The 17,642-nt window shown below is 51.6% G+C and carries 11 protein-coding genes and 1 pseudogene; 8 read left to right on the top strand and 4 right to left on the bottom strand.

Going from position 1 to position 17,642, the window contains the following annotated elements:
• Positions 1 to 208 precede the first annotated feature (208 nt).
• Both K7397_RS17890 and K7397_RS17885 read left to right on the top strand, forming a co-directional pair.
• Complete coding sequence (locus K7397_RS17890; RefSeq protein ID WP_223069459.1) at positions 209 to 1,219, top strand: 2-oxoacid:acceptor oxidoreductase family protein; 1,011 nt, start codon at positions 209 to 211, stop codon at positions 1,217 to 1,219.
• Positions 1,220 to 1,279: 60 nt separating this feature from the next.
• A complete protein-coding gene (locus K7397_RS17885) occupies positions 1,280 to 3,586 on the top strand; it encodes a thiamine pyrophosphate-dependent enzyme (RefSeq protein WP_223069457.1) in 2,307 nt (768 codons plus the stop codon).
• Between the two features lie 149 nt (positions 3,587 to 3,735).
• On the opposite strand, the gene modB is transcribed toward K7397_RS17885, so the two are convergent.
• Both modB and modA read right to left on the bottom strand, forming a co-directional pair.
• A complete protein-coding gene (gene modB / locus K7397_RS17880; RefSeq protein ID WP_223069452.1) occupies positions 3,736 to 4,410 on the bottom strand; it encodes a molybdate ABC transporter permease subunit in 675 nt (224 codons plus the stop codon).
• A gap of 7 nt (positions 4,411 to 4,417) precedes the next feature.
• Positions 4,418 to 5,275 (bottom strand): molybdate ABC transporter substrate-binding protein, encoded by an 858-nt coding sequence (modA, locus tag K7397_RS17875; RefSeq protein ID WP_223069449.1) that lies wholly within the window; start codon positions 5,273 to 5,275, stop codon positions 4,418 to 4,420.
• A gap of 192 nt (positions 5,276 to 5,467) precedes the next feature.
• Here modA and K7397_RS17870 point away from each other — a divergent pair, with 192 nt between their 5' ends.
• From K7397_RS17870 to K7397_RS17845, 6 genes are all read left to right on the top strand, one after another.
• Positions 5,468 to 6,454 carry a helix-turn-helix transcriptional regulator gene (locus K7397_RS17870; RefSeq protein ID WP_223069447.1) on the top strand — a complete coding sequence of 329 codons (987 nt, stop codon included), beginning with the start codon at positions 5,468 to 5,470 and terminating at the stop codon, positions 6,452 to 6,454.
• A gap of 291 nt (positions 6,455 to 6,745) precedes the next feature.
• Complete coding sequence (locus K7397_RS17865; protein WP_223069444.1) at positions 6,746 to 10,477, top strand: dynamin family protein; 3,732 nt, start codon at positions 6,746 to 6,748, stop codon at positions 10,475 to 10,477.
• 273 nt (positions 10,478 to 10,750) lie between these two features.
• A complete protein-coding gene (locus K7397_RS17860) occupies positions 10,751 to 12,511 on the top strand; it encodes an ABC transporter ATP-binding protein (protein WP_223069441.1) in 1,761 nt (586 codons plus the stop codon).
• Between the two features lie 6 nt (positions 12,512 to 12,517).
• A complete protein-coding gene (locus tag K7397_RS17855) occupies positions 12,518 to 14,374 on the top strand; it encodes an ABC transporter ATP-binding protein (protein ID WP_223069439.1) in 1,857 nt (618 codons plus the stop codon).
• A gap of 226 nt (positions 14,375 to 14,600) precedes the next feature.
• Positions 14,601 to 15,779, top strand: coding sequence for a formate-dependent phosphoribosylglycinamide formyltransferase (gene purT / locus K7397_RS17850; protein ID WP_223069437.1), 1,179 nt, complete (start codon positions 14,601 to 14,603; stop codon positions 15,777 to 15,779).
• Between the two features lies 1 nt (position 15,780).
• A complete protein-coding gene (locus K7397_RS17845; protein WP_223069435.1) occupies positions 15,781 to 16,236 on the top strand; it encodes a GNAT family N-acetyltransferase in 456 nt (151 codons plus the stop codon).
• Positions 16,237 to 16,674: 438 nt separating this feature from the next.
• Here K7397_RS17845 and K7397_RS17840 read toward each other — a convergent pair.
• Together K7397_RS17840 and K7397_RS17835 are read right to left on the bottom strand one after the other, a co-directional pair.
• Positions 16,675 to 16,845: pseudogene (locus K7397_RS17840) on the bottom strand (erythromycin esterase family protein); the annotation flags it as partial.
• 246 nt (positions 16,846 to 17,091) lie between these two features.
• Positions 17,092 to 17,613: a hypothetical protein gene (locus K7397_RS17835; protein WP_223069433.1), complete on the bottom strand. Its 522-nt coding sequence runs from the start codon at positions 17,611 to 17,613 to the stop codon at positions 17,092 to 17,094.
• Positions 17,614 to 17,642: the final 29 nt, after the last annotated feature.

Below are 17,642 nucleotides of genomic sequence, written 5' to 3'. Positions count from 1 at the left end.
AGGCTTGCCTGTTCTTCTACGGTTAATCGGACGGGATTCTTGATCGGATGCATATATGAATTCCTCTTTTTGGCATAACTATACCATATCCACCCATCCTATACTATTAGATTTGAGAGGCTACTAGTCTATCAGCCGAGTTGTTTGATTGATCGAGAGGGTGCTTTTCTTGCAATCATTATGGCATTTAACGAAAGGATACATGGATATGGGGAAATTACCGTTTGTGAACGACTTGGGTTTTTTCGAGATTCGTCTGGAAGCCATTGGGGGTCTGGGAGCGAACCTGGCCGGTAAAATGCTGGCTGAAGCCGGTGTGAACGGAGCCGGGCTGAACGGGGTCAGCTTTTCCTCGTACGGCTCAGAGAAAAAAGGTTCTCCGGTCAAGGCGCATATCCGTTTTTGCGATTTAACCACGCAGATACGCGACACTTCTCCTGTTGAACGTCCGCACGTTGTCGGTGTGTTCCACGAAGCGCTGGCTAAAACCGTAAATGTTACAAGCGGTGTCGGGCTGGGCAGCACTGTACTCGTCAACTCCGCAAAAAGTCCAGGGGAACTGAAGACGCTGCTGAACATGCAGGGCGGAAAAATTGCCGTAATTAATGCGACGGCGATTGCATTAAAAGAAAAAAACCGGGTTAATATGGCGATGCTTGGCGCCCTGTTCCGGTTATGCCCGTTTCTCGATCCCCAAACGTTAAAGGATGTAATCACTAAATCGCTTGGCAAAAAATACCCGCAAGCCGTTGAATCCGCTCACCGCACCTTTGACCGCGGATATGAAGAGGTCACGTTTGAAGAGTTTGCGTTCGAAGAAGGAACTTCGGTTCCTGATTTCAAACGTTCTGACGTTTCCGTGCTGGGCTACGAAACCCAGCCGATTGGCGGCATGATCGTGAATCCCGGCGGCAACTTTCTCAAGGATTTGAGCATTTCGCGTTCCGGCATGATTCCCAAATACGATCATGAATCCTGCATTAACTGCGCGGAGTGCGACACGGTTTGTCCCGATATGTGCTTTGTTTGGGAGGAGAAAGTCGATAAAAAGGGCAGATCCCAAATGTTCTTGAAAGGGATTGACTATCAATACTGCAAAGGCTGCCTGAAGTGCGTGGAAGCTTGTCCGACCAGTTCACTCTCAAGCGGAAGAGAGAAAGAAGGGTATGCCGACAGCCATACGGTCAAACATCAGTTCAACCTGGCCGTTCCGATTTAACGCCTTAAAGGCTCACCCGGTGCTGATGTTTAAATGATAATGGGGGAAGGTGGAAGCCAGATGGCAATTGATTATAGCAAGGAACTCGGCTTCTCCAAGGTGGAGCAGCAGTATGTATTCGAATCCGGCAATGAGATGGCGGCATATGCGGCCCAGCAAATTAATTATCATGTTATGGGGTATTTTCCGATCTCCCCATCAACCGAAGTGGCGCAGTTTCTGGATTTGACCAAAACAAGCGGTCAGCATGACATCCGGCTGGTGGCCTCCGACGGGGAACACAGCTCGGCGGGCATTTGTTACGGCGCCTCAACCGCTGGCGGACGGGTATTTAATGCCACCAGCGCCCAGGGTTTCATGTACATGCTGGAGCAACTGCCGGTTCAATCAGGCACGCGCCTGCCCATGGTCATGAACCTTGTCTGCCGCTCGATTTCCGGGCCGCTGAACATCCACGGCGATCACTCCGATTTGTATTTTGCGCTGAATACCGGCTGGCCGATCCTGATGTGCCGCGACCCTCAAGCCGTATATGATATGAATATTATGGCGCTGAAGCTTGCCGAAGATCCTGAAGTGCGCCTGCCGGTTATGGTGGCTTCCGACGGATATTTTACTTCACACCAGAAACGCAGAGTGCAAACCTTCGTTTACAGGGAAGATGTGCTGAAATTTGTCGGAGAGCAGCCTCCAGCCGGATTTCCCCATACGCTCAACCGTGAAAATCCGATTTCGGTCGGCCCTTATATGAATGAACCGGATTACATCAATAACCGGTACCAGCTTTCGGTAGCGATGTACAAGGCGGGTGAAGCGTTTGAACGGATAGCCAAAGAATACGGGGAGCTCACCGGACGTTACTATTCTGCGCTTGAGCTTTACCGGATGGAGGATGCGGAAGTTGCGGTTTTTCTGATGAACTCGGCCTCGGAAATTATTAAGGATGTAGTCGACCAGCTGCGGGCAAAAGGCATTAAAGCGGGCTCGATCTCCCCGAATATGATCCGTCCCTTCCCGCAGAAGCAAATCGCTGATGCGCTGAAAAATGTAAAAGCAATTACGGTCGGTGACCGCGGAGACTCTCCTGGCGGACACGGCGGCAACATGGTCAACGAGATTAAAGCGGCCTTGTTTACACATGGGAACAGCACGACCAAAGTGATCAGCCGGATTTACGGTCTCGGTGGCAAGGAGTTTTATGCTGAAGACGGACACCATTTGTTCCAATTGGCCATAGATGCCGCCGAAAGCGGAGAAGTGGAAATCCCTTTTGATTTTTACGGACATACTCCCGGGGACCCGGACAAAACGCCTGTGCGTATTCTTGAACCATTGCAGTTCGAAGATTTGAAATCCGGCCTAATCTCCGTGCAGCAAGATGAAACAACGGGAAAAATCAACGTTAAAGTGCCGCCAATGCGTGCCTTGACCAGAAAGCCGAAACGCCTGACTCCAGGGCACGGGGCTTGTCCCGGCTGCGGTATTTTCTCCGGGCTGGAGCTGTTCTTCAAAGGAATTGAAGGCGATATTATCGCCCTGTACCATACCGGCTGCGCCTATGTCGTCACGACAGGTTATCCGCATTCCTCGCACAAAGGAACGTTTATTCATAATCTGTTCCAGAACGGGGCCGCTACACTGTCCGGGCTCGTTGAAATGTTCTGGGAACGCAAGCGCAGGGGCGAGCTGGATGAGCTCGGCTTGCAGGAAGACTTTACGTTCGTCATGGTCACCGGAGACGGGGGCATGGACATCGGGATGGGACCTGCAATCGGGGCTGCGCTGCGCAACCATAAAATGATTATTCTGGAATACGATAATGAGGGCTATATGAACACAGGGGCCCAGTTGTCTTACTCCACGCCTAAAGGACACCGGACTTCGACATCGGGCGTCGGCAAAACCCAGCAGGGCAAAGGCACGCATCATAAGGACACCCCGCAAATTATGGCTGCGACCAATATCCCTTATGTGTTTACTGGAACGGAAGCTTTTCCTCAGGATTTGGTGAAAAAAGCCGCCAAAGCTCAGTGGTACGCCCAAAATGAAGGGCTCGTATACGGCAAAATCCTCAGCGCGTGCCCGCTGAACTGGATGTCGGATGACAAAGCGGGAACAGCGCTCGTCAGGGCAGCGGTCAACTCCTGTTTTTTCCCGTTATATGAAGTCGAACAAGGAATTACGAACATTACTTACGACCCGGAAGCTAAAGGTAATAAAGTCGGGCTGACGGAATGGCTGAAAGGAATGGGCAAAACAAAACATCTGCTCAAGCCTGAAAATGAAGCGGCTCTCAGCTCATTTCACGGTGAGGTAGAACGACGCTGGAACCGGCTGAAGGCGAAACACGCACATCCGGACCTGTAACAATGATTTAACTTCAGCTGCTTGCAATCCGGATAAGCCAAGCGGCTATCCCTATAAACAAATTACTCCCCGCGAAGCGTATGGAGAAAATTCCGCTCGCAGGGAGTTTTTTGTGTTCATCCCATTTTCGCAAAACCCGGCAAACCGCGCTAGTCGCGCTTCCCCCTTGAGGTCAGCATCAGAAGGAAGAACGACAGCAGAATCGTAACGCCTGTGAGCGCCCAGGCCAGCGGCAGGTTTCCTGCGTCGACGGCGAAGTAGATGGCAGTCGGGATCGTTTGGGTACGGCCGGGAATGTTGCCGGCGACCATCATCGTTGCACCGAATTCGCCAAGCGCCCGCGCGAACCCGAGAATAAAGGCGGCTTTAAGCGAACGAAGAGAGAGCGGCAGCAAAATATAATAGAGTACCTGCCATTCATTTGCGCCTTGAGAGCGGGCCGCTTCCTTGAAATCTTTGTCTACCGACAGGAAACCAGTCTTCAGCGACTGATAGATTAACGGAAAACTGACGACTCCCGCGGCAACGACTGCTCCCAGCGGATGGAATACGAATGATAGATGAAACAAAGTTTCTGCCGCTTCGCCAATCCAGCTTTTCCGGCCAAGCAGCACAAGCAGGATAAATCCGACGACACTAGGCGGCAGTACGAGGGGCAGTAAAAACAAGGTTTCAAGCAGCGATTTTCCATAAAAGGATGTAGAGGTCATCCGCCACGCGACCACAATACCGATCAGAAATGAAATGACGGCCGCGGCAATCGAGACCTGCAAGGATAAAACGACAGGAGCCCAGAAATTTTTAGATACGAATAATGCATCCATAGATGACTTAGTTGGCCGGGGTAAATCCGTATTTTTCGAATACCTGCTGCGCTTTATCACTCAGCAAAAAATCATAGAACGCTTTTGCTTCTTCCGGGTGTTTGCTGTCCTTAATCACGCCTGCCGGATATTCAATAGCGTCGTGACTTTCCGGGTCGGTGCTCAGCACGATTTTGACGCCTTTGGAAGAGGCGGCATCCGTTTTATATACAAATCCTGCATCCGCATTTCCGGTCTCTACATAGGACAGCACTTGTTTCACATCTTTGGTCTGGACGAGTTTGGGCGCAAGGCCATCCCACAGCTTATAGAAGGTAAGTGTCTGCTCGGCATATTTGCCGGCGGGAACGGATTCGGGGGTGCCGATTGCGATGTTGCCGACCTGAGAGTCGTTTAAATCTTCTAACGAATCAATCTGCACAGATCCGTTTTGCGGAACGATAAGGACCAGTTCATTGGTCAAAAAATTCTTCGTCAAATCCGGGGCAATGTATCCTTCTTTCAGTAAAGAGTTCATTTGCTTCGTGCCTGCTGATAAAAATACGTCTGCCGGGGCCCCTTGCTCAATTTGCTGCTGCAGCGTACCGGAAGCGCCGAAATTGTATGTAAGCTTGACGTTGCTGTGGTCGGCTTCATAAATGGTCTTCAGCTCGTCCAAACTTTCAGTAAGACTTGCTGCGGCGGAAATAAGCAGCTCGACCGGTTCTTTACCGGATGAGGCGGTACTGCCCGTTTTCGTCTGGGCATTTGCGCTGCTGTCATCAGCCTGTGTGCTTGAAAGAGAATTGTTGCTTTCGCAGCCGGCTGCGATCAGCGTAATCATCAAAAGTGCACTAAACAAACATAACCTTTTTAGTCTAAACATCACATTACCTCCTTATTTATTATTACTTATAATTGGATTATACTAAATATAACGAAAACGACCAGAGATTTTTCTCACAAATTAAAAATGATCATTCGTTCCCGTCAAACGCCGTTCATTGAAAAATGGAAGGAACCAAAGTAAGATTAATCTAGCTGTCTAATCATTTAATGACGTGTGAAGGAGACACTCATGACCGATTCAATCTCTTACACGACCGAAGAAATTGCGAAGCTGCTGAAAGTTTCCAAATTGACCGTCTATGATCTGATTAAAAAAGGAGAATTGCCCGCTTACCGGGTGGGCAAGCAAATGAGGATAGATGCCGAGGATCTTGAGGCCTACAAACAGAACGCCAAAAGCGGAATGGCTCCTGCCGGACACTCTTCGCTTACCCAGGTTCCGCCGAAAGCATCGCTTCAGTCTGTTTTGCTGCCGGATGCACCCAGCTTGGAAACAAGGAACGGCGTAAAGCCGTTAGTTATCACAGGCCAGGAAACGGGGCTGGATTTGCTGGCCAAAGCTATCGAGAAAAGAACCCGCAAATACAGACCGCTGCGTTCGTTTGTGAGCAGTATGGACAGCTTGGTCGCTATGTATAACGGGGGAGCGGATATCGTAAGCACCCATCTGTTCGACGGGGAGACCGGTGAATACAACCTTCCTTATATCCGAAAATTGTTCATTTCCTTGCCTTATCTGGTTATTCACTTTGTAACGCGCAATGCCGGATTCTATGTGAAGCAGGGCAATCCCCACGGAATTCAATCATGGGAAGACCTGGCGCGCCCGGACATTCGGCTGGTCAACCGGGAGAAAGGCTCGGGAGCGCGGGTTTTGCTGGATGAACAGCTTCGCCTCCGCGGGATTTCGCCTTTGTCCGTCCACGGCTACCATAATGAAGAGACGACGCATATGGGGCTTGCCGGGAGAATTGCCATGGGACATGCGGATGTAGGCATCGGCAGCGAAAGGCCGGCCCGCATTGCGGGGCTCGAATTTATTCCGCTGATTCAAGAGAGAGTAGATCTCGTGATGCTGAAGAAACCGGAGAACGAAGAATGGATTGCGATTCTTCAGGAGGCGCTGCTGTCGCCTGAGCTTTATGATGTGCTTGTGTCCTTGGGCGACTATGATTTGTCTTTAACCGGACAAGTGCTGGCGGAGAGCAGCGGTTAACCTTGCATCCTGGGGGCTTGTGTTTCCAAATCTGAAATACAACATACTTGATACTTGGCCTGTAAATCTGGATGTTCCATGGTGGAGCTTGCAGCTTACAGGCCTATATTTTTAAGAGCAGGACAAACATGCTTTATTTGAAGAAACCGGAGAATCACGTTCTTCCGTGCCTGTATTTTTACAGGGAGGATATTCCGTCTTTCGTTCCCATTTGGAAAATGAAATGTTAAAATATTGATATTTCCAGAATGAAACTTGATTTCGCGGGATGGAAGGCGGGGGAACCCTTTTATGAAACCGATTTCAGAAAATGCGATGCACGATATGCTTGGCAAGCTTTGGCAGCTAAAGGCTGTACTGCTTGAGGAGGGGGATATTCGGGCAGGAAACGAAATTCAGGAGATATGCGATAAGCTGGGCAGGAAAGAAATCGTTATTGCTTTTTGCGGGCATTTTTCGGCGGGAAAGTCCAGTTTGATTAACACGCTGAGCGGCAAACCGGTGCTGCCGTCAAGTCCCTTGCCGACAAGCGCCAATGTCGTATTCATTCGAAACGGATCCCCTCGGGCCGTGTTGACATCGGCCGATTCCTCCAAGGAGCCGGTTGAAGTGCCGGTGGAGCAGGTTGCGGAATACTGCCGTAACGGACAGGATTATGCCCGGGTTGAGCTGTGGGACAAGGTTGAACTTCTGGGCGAAGGCGGAGTGCTGCTCGATACGCCGGGGGTTGATTCCAATGATGCTTCTCATGCGCTCGCTGCGCACTCTGCGCTGCATTTGGCGGATATCGTTTTTTATGTGATGGATTATAACCATGTTTCTTCCGAAACGAATTTGAGCTTTGCCAAAGGTTTAAGCGATTACGGCAAGCCGCTTTATATGGTCGTGAACCAGATTGACAAGCACCGCGACGAGGAGCTCCGCTTTGACCAGTACCGCTCTGCGGTGAGCCAATCGTTCGAGGCCTGGAACGTGAAACCGCAAGGCATCTTTTATATCTCTTTAAAGCAGGAGGATCATCCCTCGGGAATGCTGCCTGAGCTGGTGGGGACGATAGGCGAGCTGATTAATAACAGAACCGGGCTGTTAAGATACAGCACGTATGCTTCGGCGGCCCAGTCCGTTAAAAGCCATTTGTCGCGGATCAGCGAAGAAGAGATGGAGGAACGGGAGCAGCTGATCGAAGCGGCGCATGGGGAGACGGATGCCGCTCTTTTGGAAGCGGAGCTACGCGAGATAGAGCATGTGAATGCAGAAAGCGATCAGGCGTTAAAGGACGAACGGCAGGCATGGCTGGATAAAATCGGGAAAATGCTGGACAGCGCCCAGCTGATGACGCCTGCCCTCAGGGAGCTGGCAGGCTCGTATCTGGAGAGTCAGGCTCCCTCCTTCAAGGTCAAGGGCTGGTTTGGAGGGGGAAAGACGGAAGCCGAGAAGGCGAAGCGATGCAGGGCCTTTCTTGATGCGCTGACCGAACAGGCAGCCGTGCAGGTGGATGGGCATGTCCGTCAAGAGCTTCGTCAGATCGGACAATATTTGCAAGTTTGGAGCGAGGAATGGGAGACAAAGCTGGATGACACGCTGCCGCGGGCGGAGGAGGCCTGGATCGCGGAGCCGCTGCCGGGCGGAGCGGTGCTGTCCGGTGAGTCGACGCTGCGCTATGCTGCTGCGGTCGCTGCAGGCGTGACCGCACGCTTTCGCCGCGCGGCCGCCAGCGTGCTGGATGCGCTGCTGGCGGCCCCATCGCCGCTGCGGGCCGCCCGGCAGGCGGCGCTGGCTAAGCGGCGCGCCGAGCTGGAGGCGCGCCTGCCCGCGGCCCGGCGTCTCGCGGAGCTGGACGCCGCGGCACGTGCGCGCGAAGCGCGCTACGGCGCGCTGCTGGGCGCGCCCGTGCCCCTCACCCCCGGCCTGCTGCCGGAGGTGAGGGAGGCTGCGCCGCGCCAGGCGGGCGCAGCAAGCGGCGGCTCGTCCGCTGCCGGCGACGAGCCTGCGCTCCCGGCGCCCGCGGCGCCGGCTGGCCCGCGGCATGCTGACGCCGCGGGCGGCACTGCCGCGCGGCGGCACGTGCGCCGGCGCGCGCTGGAGGCGGCCGCGCGGCTTGAAGCCGCGGCCGGACTGCTGGCTCCCCACCCCGCCTTCGGGACGGGGGTGCGGGAGCTGCGGAAGCGGGCCGCGGAGCTTCGCCGCGGCCGCTTCACCGTCGCGCTGTTCGGGGCGTTCAGCGGCGGCAAATCCTCCTTCGCGAGCGCCTTGCTCGGCTCGCCCGTGCTGCCCGTGTCGCCCCATCCGACGACCGCCTCGATCGGGCGCATCATGGCGCCCGAGAACGGTCACCTCCACGGAACGGCTAACGTTATGTTCAAGAGCGCCGAGGCCATGCGGGAAGATCTGGCCTACTCTTTCAACGCCCTGCAGCTGGGCAGCTGGCAGGAAAGCAGCTGGCTTGATGTGGTGCGGCGGCTGAAAGCGGATCAGATTCCCGCTGCGGCAAGGGCGCATTTCAGCTTTCTGAAGGCGGCCGCAGCCGGCTGGGAGCAGATGGCCCCCGAGCTTGGAACCAGCCGGGTAGTGGATCACCAGGAATTCAGAGAGTATGCCGCTGAAGAAACAAAAGCCTGCTATGTGGCCGGCATTGATTTTTACTACAGCTGCCCGCTGACGGAGCAGGGCATCGTGCTTGTGGATACGCCGGGTGCCGATTCGATCCACGCCCGCCATACCGGCGTCACCTTTCAGTACATGAAAAATTCAGACGTGATAATTTTTGTTACCTATTATAATCACGCCTTCTCGCGGGCCGACAAGCAGCTGCTTGTCCAGCTCGGGAGAATCAAGGGCAGCTTTGCCCTCGATAAAATGTTTTTTGTCGTAAACGCCGCAGACCTGGCTTCGTCACCGGAGGAACTCGGCGAAGTGACCCGGCATGTGCGGGACGGACTAAGGGCGGCAGGCATTGCCGAGCCGAATATCTATGCATTATCCAGTTTGCAGGCACTAAAAGGGATCGCGATGGAATCGGCCAATTCGGGAAGCAATGGCAGCGACCTCGGAAATGAGGGCGTTTTGTCTGCACCAGGAGCGCGTGAAAGCGGATTCGCCGTCTTCGAACGGAACTTTTCCTCATTTTTAGAGAACGATTTGAGCCGCCTGGCGGCGGCTTCCGCGGCAGCCGAGCTCAAACAGTCGCTGGACCGTTTGTCCAAATGGGTGGAATCGGCGCTTCAGAGAGCGGAGCATGCGGAGCAGCAGCTCGAGCAGTTGAAAGCGGGACGGGCCTCCTTTGCTTTAGCGCTGCAGGAGCTTAAAGCTGCGGATATCAGCCGGGAATGGACCCAGGAATGCGGGGAGCTGCTGTTCCATGTCGTTCAGAGATTGCGCCTTTCGGCGCTGGACCTGTTCTCGGAATTTTTTCATCCTTCCCTGTTGCAGGAGAGCTCCGGCCCGCTGAAGCGAAGCTTTGCCATCGCGATGCGGGGATGGCATGGCCAAATTTCCGGGGAACTGGAGCGGGAGCTCCATGCGACCTCCCTGCGTCTTGAACGAAAGGCGGAATCACTTCTGCAAAGAGAAGCCGACAACTGGTGCCGCTCTTACAGGGATCGGTTCGACATGCCCCTGGACGCTCCGTCTGTTTCGGGAGAGTGGGCAAGCCCCGCCATACCGGACGGACTTCTAGGCACAATCGGCCTGGAAGCGGAAGATTACTGGCCGTATTTCAAAAGTCCGAAATCCTTTTTCGAAGGAAACGGGAAAGCGGTGCTGAGGGACAAACTGGAGAACCCGTTGATGGAAAGAATCAAGGAAGCTGTTAAAGAGACGGAACGGCTCCTGAGCGTCCATTATTTCGGCGAAATTGCTTTGCGGCAGGCGGAATTAACGGAGCATTTTGCCGCCCAGTGGGAGGAATGGGAAGACAGCATTCGGAAAACCGGCGCCTCTGATCAGGATCTGGGGTACTGGGAAATGACCATCGCTCAATTAAGCAGATATGGCGAGGAAATGGAAGCATTTTATAATAGATAACACGTATAATATCGGGATTCAGGCTATTTCTTCCAGAATAAAGAGGAATACGCGCTTTTCTCCCCTTTGCCGCATCAAAACCGGAATGATAAACTGCTAAAAGCTAAGATTTAATTTGCGTGGAGCGAACAGCTTGTGCTTCCGATGGAAGTGTTGCCTTCAATGCATTTCAAGAGAGGCAGATGCTCCACAAAGCTTGTGCTTTCGATCCGAGTTTTGCCTGCGATGCATTTCACGGAAGTCATGCTCCACAAAACTTTTAGGAGGAGAGACATGGAAGTTCTCAGGCAACTGCGGCGCTTTTACCGGGAGAGAATGCATTATTTGATCATCTCGATTATTTGTTTGGCTGCCGCTACTGCAGTGGGGTTAATTACCCCCAATTTGTTAAGGATTTTGATTGACGACGCAATTGTTCCTGGTGATTATGGCAGAGTTCCTTGGCTTGCGGTGACGGTACTGATTGTGGTGATCGTAAAAGCGCTCCTGCAGTTTGCACACGGTTTCTTCGGCGGCCGTCTGGGCAACTATCTGGCTTACAGGCTGCGCAACGCCTGCTATGAGAAACTACAGTTTTTATCATTCCGGTATTATGACAAGGCCAAAACCGGGGACCTGATGTCTCGCCTCACCGGCGATCTTGAGGCGATCCGGAACTTTATCGGCTTTGGTTTTGCCCAGCTATTGAATGTTTTTTTTATGGTCATTTTTGGCTGTATCATGATGTTTTCGATCAATTGGCAGCTCACTTTGATTACGCTGGTGACGATGCCGTTTCTGGCAGCGGTTGCTTTGCGTTTTGAATCGAGAATCCACCCTGCCTTCCAGGAAATGCGGCTTGCGTTAAGTTCCCTTACAACGGCTGTACAGGAGAACATCACCGGGGTTCGGACAGTTAAGTCTTTAGCCAGGGAAGATTATGAAGTGGATAAGTTCTTAAACCGGAATGAACGTTACAAGAACAACCAGATTTTTGCTTCGGGACTGTGGAGTAAATTTTTTCCGATGATGGAACTCCTGGCTTCGGTCAGCGTGGCGATTTTGCTTGGAGTAGGCGGATCACTCGTTATTCATGGAACAATGAGCATCGGTGAGCTCGTCGCCTTTTTCAGCATGATCTGGTACATTATCGGACCGATGTGGGGGCTTGGCTTTCATATCAACAACTATACCCAGTCCAAAGCTTCGGGGGAACGCGTGCTTGAAGTGCTGAACCAGCATATTGATGTGGAGGACAAAGCGGACGCTATCGTTCTTGATTCATATCAAGTGAAAGGCCATGTAACCTTTGACCATGTCACATTTGCTTACGGAAACAAAATGCCTGCTATCGTCGACATCCATTTTGATGCCAGACCGGGTTCGGTCATCGGGTTCCTGGGTGGGACCGGCTCCGGCAAATCAACCATTATCCAGCTGCTGATGCGCGCCTACGATGTGAACGAGGGGAGCATCCGGCTTGACGGGATTGATATTCGGGAATATGAGGTGCGAAGCTTGCGCTCGCAAATCGCGACGGTCTTCCAGGAGACGTTCCTGTTCTCCTCGTCGATCCGCAATAATATTGCTTACGGGTTAAGTAACGTAACTATGGACGACATCATTCGCGTCGCAAAGCTGGCACAGGCACATGAGTTCATTATGGAAATGCCGGATGGCTACGACACGATTGTCGGCGAACGGGGAATGGGATTATCCGGCGGACAGAAGCAGCGGATCGCGATTGCGAGAGCCCTGCTTAAAAACCCGCGCATTCTGGTGCTTGACGATGCCACGAGTGCGGTGGATATGGAGACCGAGCATGAAATCCAGGCCGGCTTCCAGGAGGTCATGAAAGGCCGTACCACCTTTATTATTGCCCACCGCATTTCTTCGCTGCGGCATGCGGATGAAATTATTGTGCTTGATCAGGGACGGATTGTACAGCGAGGGAAGCATAACGAGCTCATTAAAGTGCCGGGTGTTTATCAGGATGTCTACCGGATACAATATGCCGACTATCTGGCAAAAGTGAATGTGGCGGAAGGGGAGTGAGGCAGCATGAAAGCAGAGAAGAAAATAAACGGCTCTCCCGCTCCCGATAGCGGCAAGGTCGTTATATCGAGCCAGGACCGGTTTATTTACAAGGACGACGATGCGATCGACAAGGCCTTTGACTGGAAGCAGTTCAGTAGACTGTTCAGTTATATGAAGCCTTACGCAAAGCAGATGCTCCCGCTTGTTCTCGTCATGATGGTGCTTGGAACGCTAACGAAGCTGACGGTACCGTTTCTGACAAGTCTGGCTATTGACCGCGCTATTGCCCCGAAGGACGGAAATACCAGCTTAAGCTTGTTATATATCATTACGGCTAGCGTTATTGTTCTGTACCTGATTCAGTGGATTGCAGGGGTTTACCGGATAAAATTTACGAATATTATCGGGCAAAGAGTCATTTATGATCTTCGTTCCGATCTGTTCAAGCATATCCAGAAGCTGTCGTTCAACTTTTTTGACAAGCGTCCGGCAGGATCGGTTCTGGTGCGCGTAACGAATGATATCAACTCGCTGCAGGATTTGTTCACCAACGGGGTCGTGAATTTGATGATCGACTGCGTACAGCTAGTCGGGATCGTCTTGATCCTGCTGCTGATTAATTGGAAGCTGGGGCTGGCGGTCATGGTGACGGTGCCGATCATGTTCTTTATTTCCACCAAGCTGCGGCAAAAAATCCGCGTCGCCTGGCAGGTTGTTCGGATGAAGAACTCGCGGATCAATTCCCATTTGAACGAATCGATCCAGGGCATTCGCGTTACCCAAGCTTACACGCAGGAACAGGAAAACATGAAGTTTTTCGACCGGATGAATATGGAGAGCAGAAAGTCCTGGGATAAAGCATCCGCCATGAACCAGGGATTCGGTCCGATCATTGAGGTCACTGGGGGCATAGGCACACTGATACTGTTCTGGCTTGGTGCTTATCTTATCCAGCACGATCAGCTTACCGTCGGTCTGCTTGTCGCTTTCAGCAGCTATGTCAGCAACTTCTGGGATCCGATCAACCGTCTGGGGCAGATGTACAACCAGCTCCTTGTGGCGATGGCGTCTTCCGAACGGATATTTGAATATCTGGACGAAGAACCGATGATCAAGGACAAACCAGGCGCAATCACGCTGCCTCAAATATCGGGCGATATCCGTTTCGAGAGAGTCGTCTTCGAATACGAAAAAGGACGCGCCGCGCTTAAAGGGATTGATATTGACGTTAAGGCAGGCCAGTCCATAGCGCTTGTGGGGCATACCGGATCGGGAAAAAGCACGATCATTAACCTGATCAGCCGATTCTATGACATCAAGAGCGGCAGGATTACGATTGATGGCTATGACATCCGCGATGTAACGGTGCAAAGCTTGCGGAAGCAGATCGGTATCGTGCTCCAGGACACATTCATTTTTTCGGGAACCATTCGCGACAATATCCGGTTTGGACGTCTGGATGCAACCGATGAAGAAGTGGAGCGCGCCGCTATGGCGGTTGGCGCCCATGAATTCATTGACAAGCTGCCGAACGGCTATGATACCGAAGTGGAAGAGCGGGGCAGCGCTTTGTCCATGGGGCAGCGGCAGCTCTTATCCTTCGCCCGTGCGCTTCTGGCGGATCCCCGCATCCTTATTCTGGATGAGGCGACAGCCAGCATCGACACGGAAACGGAGCTCAAAATCCAGGAAGCGCTCAAAATTCTGCTTCAAGGGCGCACATCGTTTATCGTTGCGCACCGTTTGTCCACGATTCGCCACGCCGATAAAATCATTGTGCTGGATCATGGCGAAATCAAGGAAGAAGGCAACCATAAGGAGCTTGTTGCCATAAATGGAATATATAACGGGCTGATCGAAGCGCAGTTTCGATTTTTGTAACATCTTAAAAACCTATGATTTGTAAAGGTTATGCTAAAGTTTCGTAAAATTTTGTCGAAAGATTTGTAAATTTCTTTTGGAGCACTCTTGCATTCTGGACAAGAAACCCTGAAAATAGATAACAGACGAAGCGGCGAAAGCCGCCCTGAGCAATAATCGTTTGCCACGTGCCAATGATTATTGTCAGGATTTGACAACAGATTATCTTAGGGGGTTTAATCAGCCGATGTGGGGTGCTCCTTTTCATGCACGCTCCAGAACGATGCTGCTGCTTGGCAGCGGGGAGCTTGGCAAGGAAGTGATTATTGAGGCACAGCGCCTTGGCGTTAGAACCATTGCCGTGGACCGATACGAACATGCGCCGGCCATGCAGGTTGCTCACGAGAGCCATGTGCTGGACATGCTGGACGGTGAAGCGCTGAAAGCGTTGATCCGCGAGAAACGGCCGAATGTCATCGTACCGGAAATTGAAGCGATTGCCACGGAAGCGTTGCTGGAGTTGGAAGAGGAAGGGTTTCATGTCGTGCCTACAGCCAGAGCGGCCCGTCTGACGATGGACCGCGAGGGAATTCGCCGGCTTGCTGCCGAGAAACTGGGCCTTCCGACGGCGGCCTACCGCTTTGCGGACAGCTTTGAGGAGCTGAAGGCTGCGGTTGAGGAGCTGGGGGCGCCATGTGTCGTCAAGCCGCTGATGAGCTCCTCGGGCAAGGGCCAAAGCGTTTGCCGGACGACGGAAGATGCGGCTGCGAGCTGGAAAGCTGCCGTAGAAGGGGCCAGAGGGAAGTCGACACGGGTTATTGTTGAAGCTTTTGTTCAGTTTGACAGCGAGATTACGCTGCTTACGGTTCGTTCCGTTTCCGGAACCGTATTCTGCCCGCCAATTGGCCATATACAGAAAGACGGAGATTACGTGGAATCCTGGCAGCCGCACTTCATGAGCGAGGCGCAGCTTGAGGAAGCACGGGAAATTGCCCGAAAAGTAACCGACGAGCTTGGCGGATACGGCTTGTTTGGGGTCGAGCTGTTTATTACGCAAGACGGCGTTGTTTTCAGTGAAATATCGCCGAGACCGCATGATACCGGAATGGTAACGATGACAACACAGGATTTATCCGAATTTGCCCTGCATGTAAGGGCCATTTTGGGACTGCCGGTTCAGGAAGTTCATTTGCTGACGCCGGGTGCTTCCGCGACGCTGAAAGCGGACCGGGAAGGCACAGATTTTGTGATTTCAGGCATTCAGGAGGCTCTGCAGCAGCCTCGAACACAGGTTAGAGTATTTGGCAAGCCGCTCAGCAAGCCTGGGCGGAGAATGGCTGTGGCGCTGAGCGCTGCAGAGGATGTTGAAACCGCACGTAAACGCGCCAAGGCGGCGGCAAATCTATTAAAGGTGGAGTGGTCCTAAAATGAGTAGTGAGGTTTGTGCACCAGCGCTTGTCATTCGTAAATGTTGTATGGATGATGCGCATGCCATGACGTCCCTGATGCGTCAGTCAAGTTACCCGACAACACTGAACGTAATGAGAGAGCGTCTCACTATGATGGATAAGCAGTCCTCTCGTTGTACGTTTGTTGCTGAGATGGATGGAGAAGTTGTTGGTACGGTCGGTCTGGAAGTGGTTCATAAGCAGGATATGAAGAAGCCTGTGCTCTGGATTACATCTTTGGTCGTTGATGAGCACCATCGGAAGATGGGCCTCGGCCAACGATTGATTCGTAAAGTGGAGGAGTTCGCTTCGGAATTGTCTTGCAGCGACTTGTTTGTTGCCTATAAAGCGGATGGGGCCACCTGTGCAGCCAAAACCTTCTACTTGAAGCAAGGTTTTTCGTGCAGCGGATACCGGTTAAGCAAAATCTTGTAGACATTATAAGCTTATATTCCGGCAGTTTTGCCGGTTCGAATATCATCCCTGCTTGGGATGTTTTTTTTTGGAATTTGGCGGCGTACTGCAACCTTACGGCGTCTGGATACCAGTATGGCCATTGTCTTTCACAATCATGATGCCCCGGACATTGGAAAGGACATGGCCTTGGTTGTACCTGTACTTCAGCAACTGCAGAGGTAAACACGGAGTCTCCAGTTGAACTATACACGAAGTCAAATCAGGAAGGTTTGCGGTGAGGATTTCTTCTTGATCCTTTGAGACTTGAAGCCGCTTCTTGTGGCGGCTGGTCCTTTATGTTAAAGTTTGATCAAAAATGTTCGACAAACCCATATTTTGCGACAAAATAAAAAAATCCATTTTGAAAAAAAAGATCGATCAAAATGGATTTCTTATTTTAGCACCATTATTACAGATTTATTGAATTAGTTGCGATGGACTCACTTTTTGAATTTGAACAAGTATGTCAAACGATTTGCCTAATGATATATCAACAGTTGTTGGTATATCAGGGCCTTCGGTAGTTATTCCGGAAAAAGTTGGATGTGGTTCGCTTAACCAAGTTTTTGTCACTCCGTGTGCTTTACGTTGTCGAGACACGAATATCTGAGGAATAAGTTATATCCTCCTTCTCGTATCATATTAGATTTTAGGATGCGATCTTAATTGTGTGGACATAGAATTGATCAGTTTTTGCTCCATTAAGCGATTGATGAGGACGTTCTTGATTATAAAATTCTATTCACGCTCAGTAACTCGGCCAGAAGTGCTCCCGGTAGGTGAGTCCAAAATTAACCTGGTGAAAAGGGTCAAAATAAATCCGACCTTGACACATTACCCTTCAATTGTGACAAAGTCCTGCTGATTCGATCGGATAAACGTACTGATTCGTTTCATGCTATGCGGCACAATCTCCCGAAACTTAACATATAAGCGATCTACTGTTTCGGATAGTTCACGATCTTGCTCCAAATCTTTAAAGGAAGCAAAATCTATTTGTTTATTAAGTTTATGATTCCGTTCTTCAATAACCAGCTTCGTTTCTTCAAGTAGTTGTATCATGTTCTCGTCCCCGAAATAACGCAAGCCCCCAATCACGCCTGGCCAATACCCCGGCGCCTGAAGCAAATAAGATACCCAGGAGTAATATTCACTTGCCGAATCCTTGGCATGATCATAAAACACTCTGAACATACATAATGCCTGCTGACTCCTGTTTAAACTGGTAATAGCCTGCGTCTTGGTCGCAACATCTTTCCCGCGAATACTTAAGAGCGTCGACTCCACGCATGCCCATCCGAGTCTTTCGTCGCTCATCGTATCGAAATCCGCTTGCTTCATCGTCACTAATGTCATACAAACACCTCTTTTTTTGATTTACATGA

This window comes from Paenibacillus caui (assembly GCF_019904135.1).
GTDB classification, from domain to species: Bacteria; Bacillota; Bacilli; order Paenibacillales; family Paenibacillaceae; genus Fontibacillus; species Fontibacillus caui.
Note: the sequence above shows the minus strand (reverse complement) of the source record. Positions and strands in the feature narration are given on the sequence as shown.

Excerpts from the sequence above, each read along its gene's own strand:
- K7397_RS17835 (WP_223069433.1), bottom strand. The coding sequence starts at position 17,613 with ATGACATTAGTGACGATGAAGCAAGCGGATTTCGATACGATGAGCGAC.
- K7397_RS17860 (WP_223069441.1), top strand. The coding sequence starts at position 10,751 with ATGGAAGTTCTCAGGCAACTGCGGCGCTTTTACCGGGAGAGAATGCAT.
- K7397_RS17845 (WP_223069435.1), top strand. The coding sequence starts at position 15,781 with ATGAGTAGTGAGGTTTGTGCACCAGCGCTTGTCATTCGTAAATGTTGT.
- purT (WP_223069437.1), top strand. The coding sequence starts at position 14,601 with ATGTGGGGTGCTCCTTTTCATGCACGCTCCAGAACGATGCTGCTGCTT.
- modB (WP_223069452.1), bottom strand. The coding sequence starts at position 4,410 with ATGGATGCATTATTCGTATCTAAAAATTTCTGGGCTCCTGTCGTTTTA.
- K7397_RS17855 (WP_223069439.1), top strand. The coding sequence starts at position 12,518 with ATGAAAGCAGAGAAGAAAATAAACGGCTCTCCCGCTCCCGATAGCGGC.
- K7397_RS17870 (WP_223069447.1), top strand. The coding sequence starts at position 5,468 with ATGACCGATTCAATCTCTTACACGACCGAAGAAATTGCGAAGCTGCTG.
- modA (WP_223069449.1), bottom strand. The coding sequence starts at position 5,275 with ATGTTTAGACTAAAAAGGTTATGTTTGTTTAGTGCACTTTTGATGATT.
- K7397_RS17885 (WP_223069457.1), top strand. The coding sequence starts at position 1,280 with ATGGCAATTGATTATAGCAAGGAACTCGGCTTCTCCAAGGTGGAGCAG.
- K7397_RS17865 (WP_223069444.1), top strand. The coding sequence starts at position 6,746 with ATGAAACCGATTTCAGAAAATGCGATGCACGATATGCTTGGCAAGCTT.
- K7397_RS17890 (WP_223069459.1), top strand. The coding sequence starts at position 209 with ATGGGGAAATTACCGTTTGTGAACGACTTGGGTTTTTTCGAGATTCGT.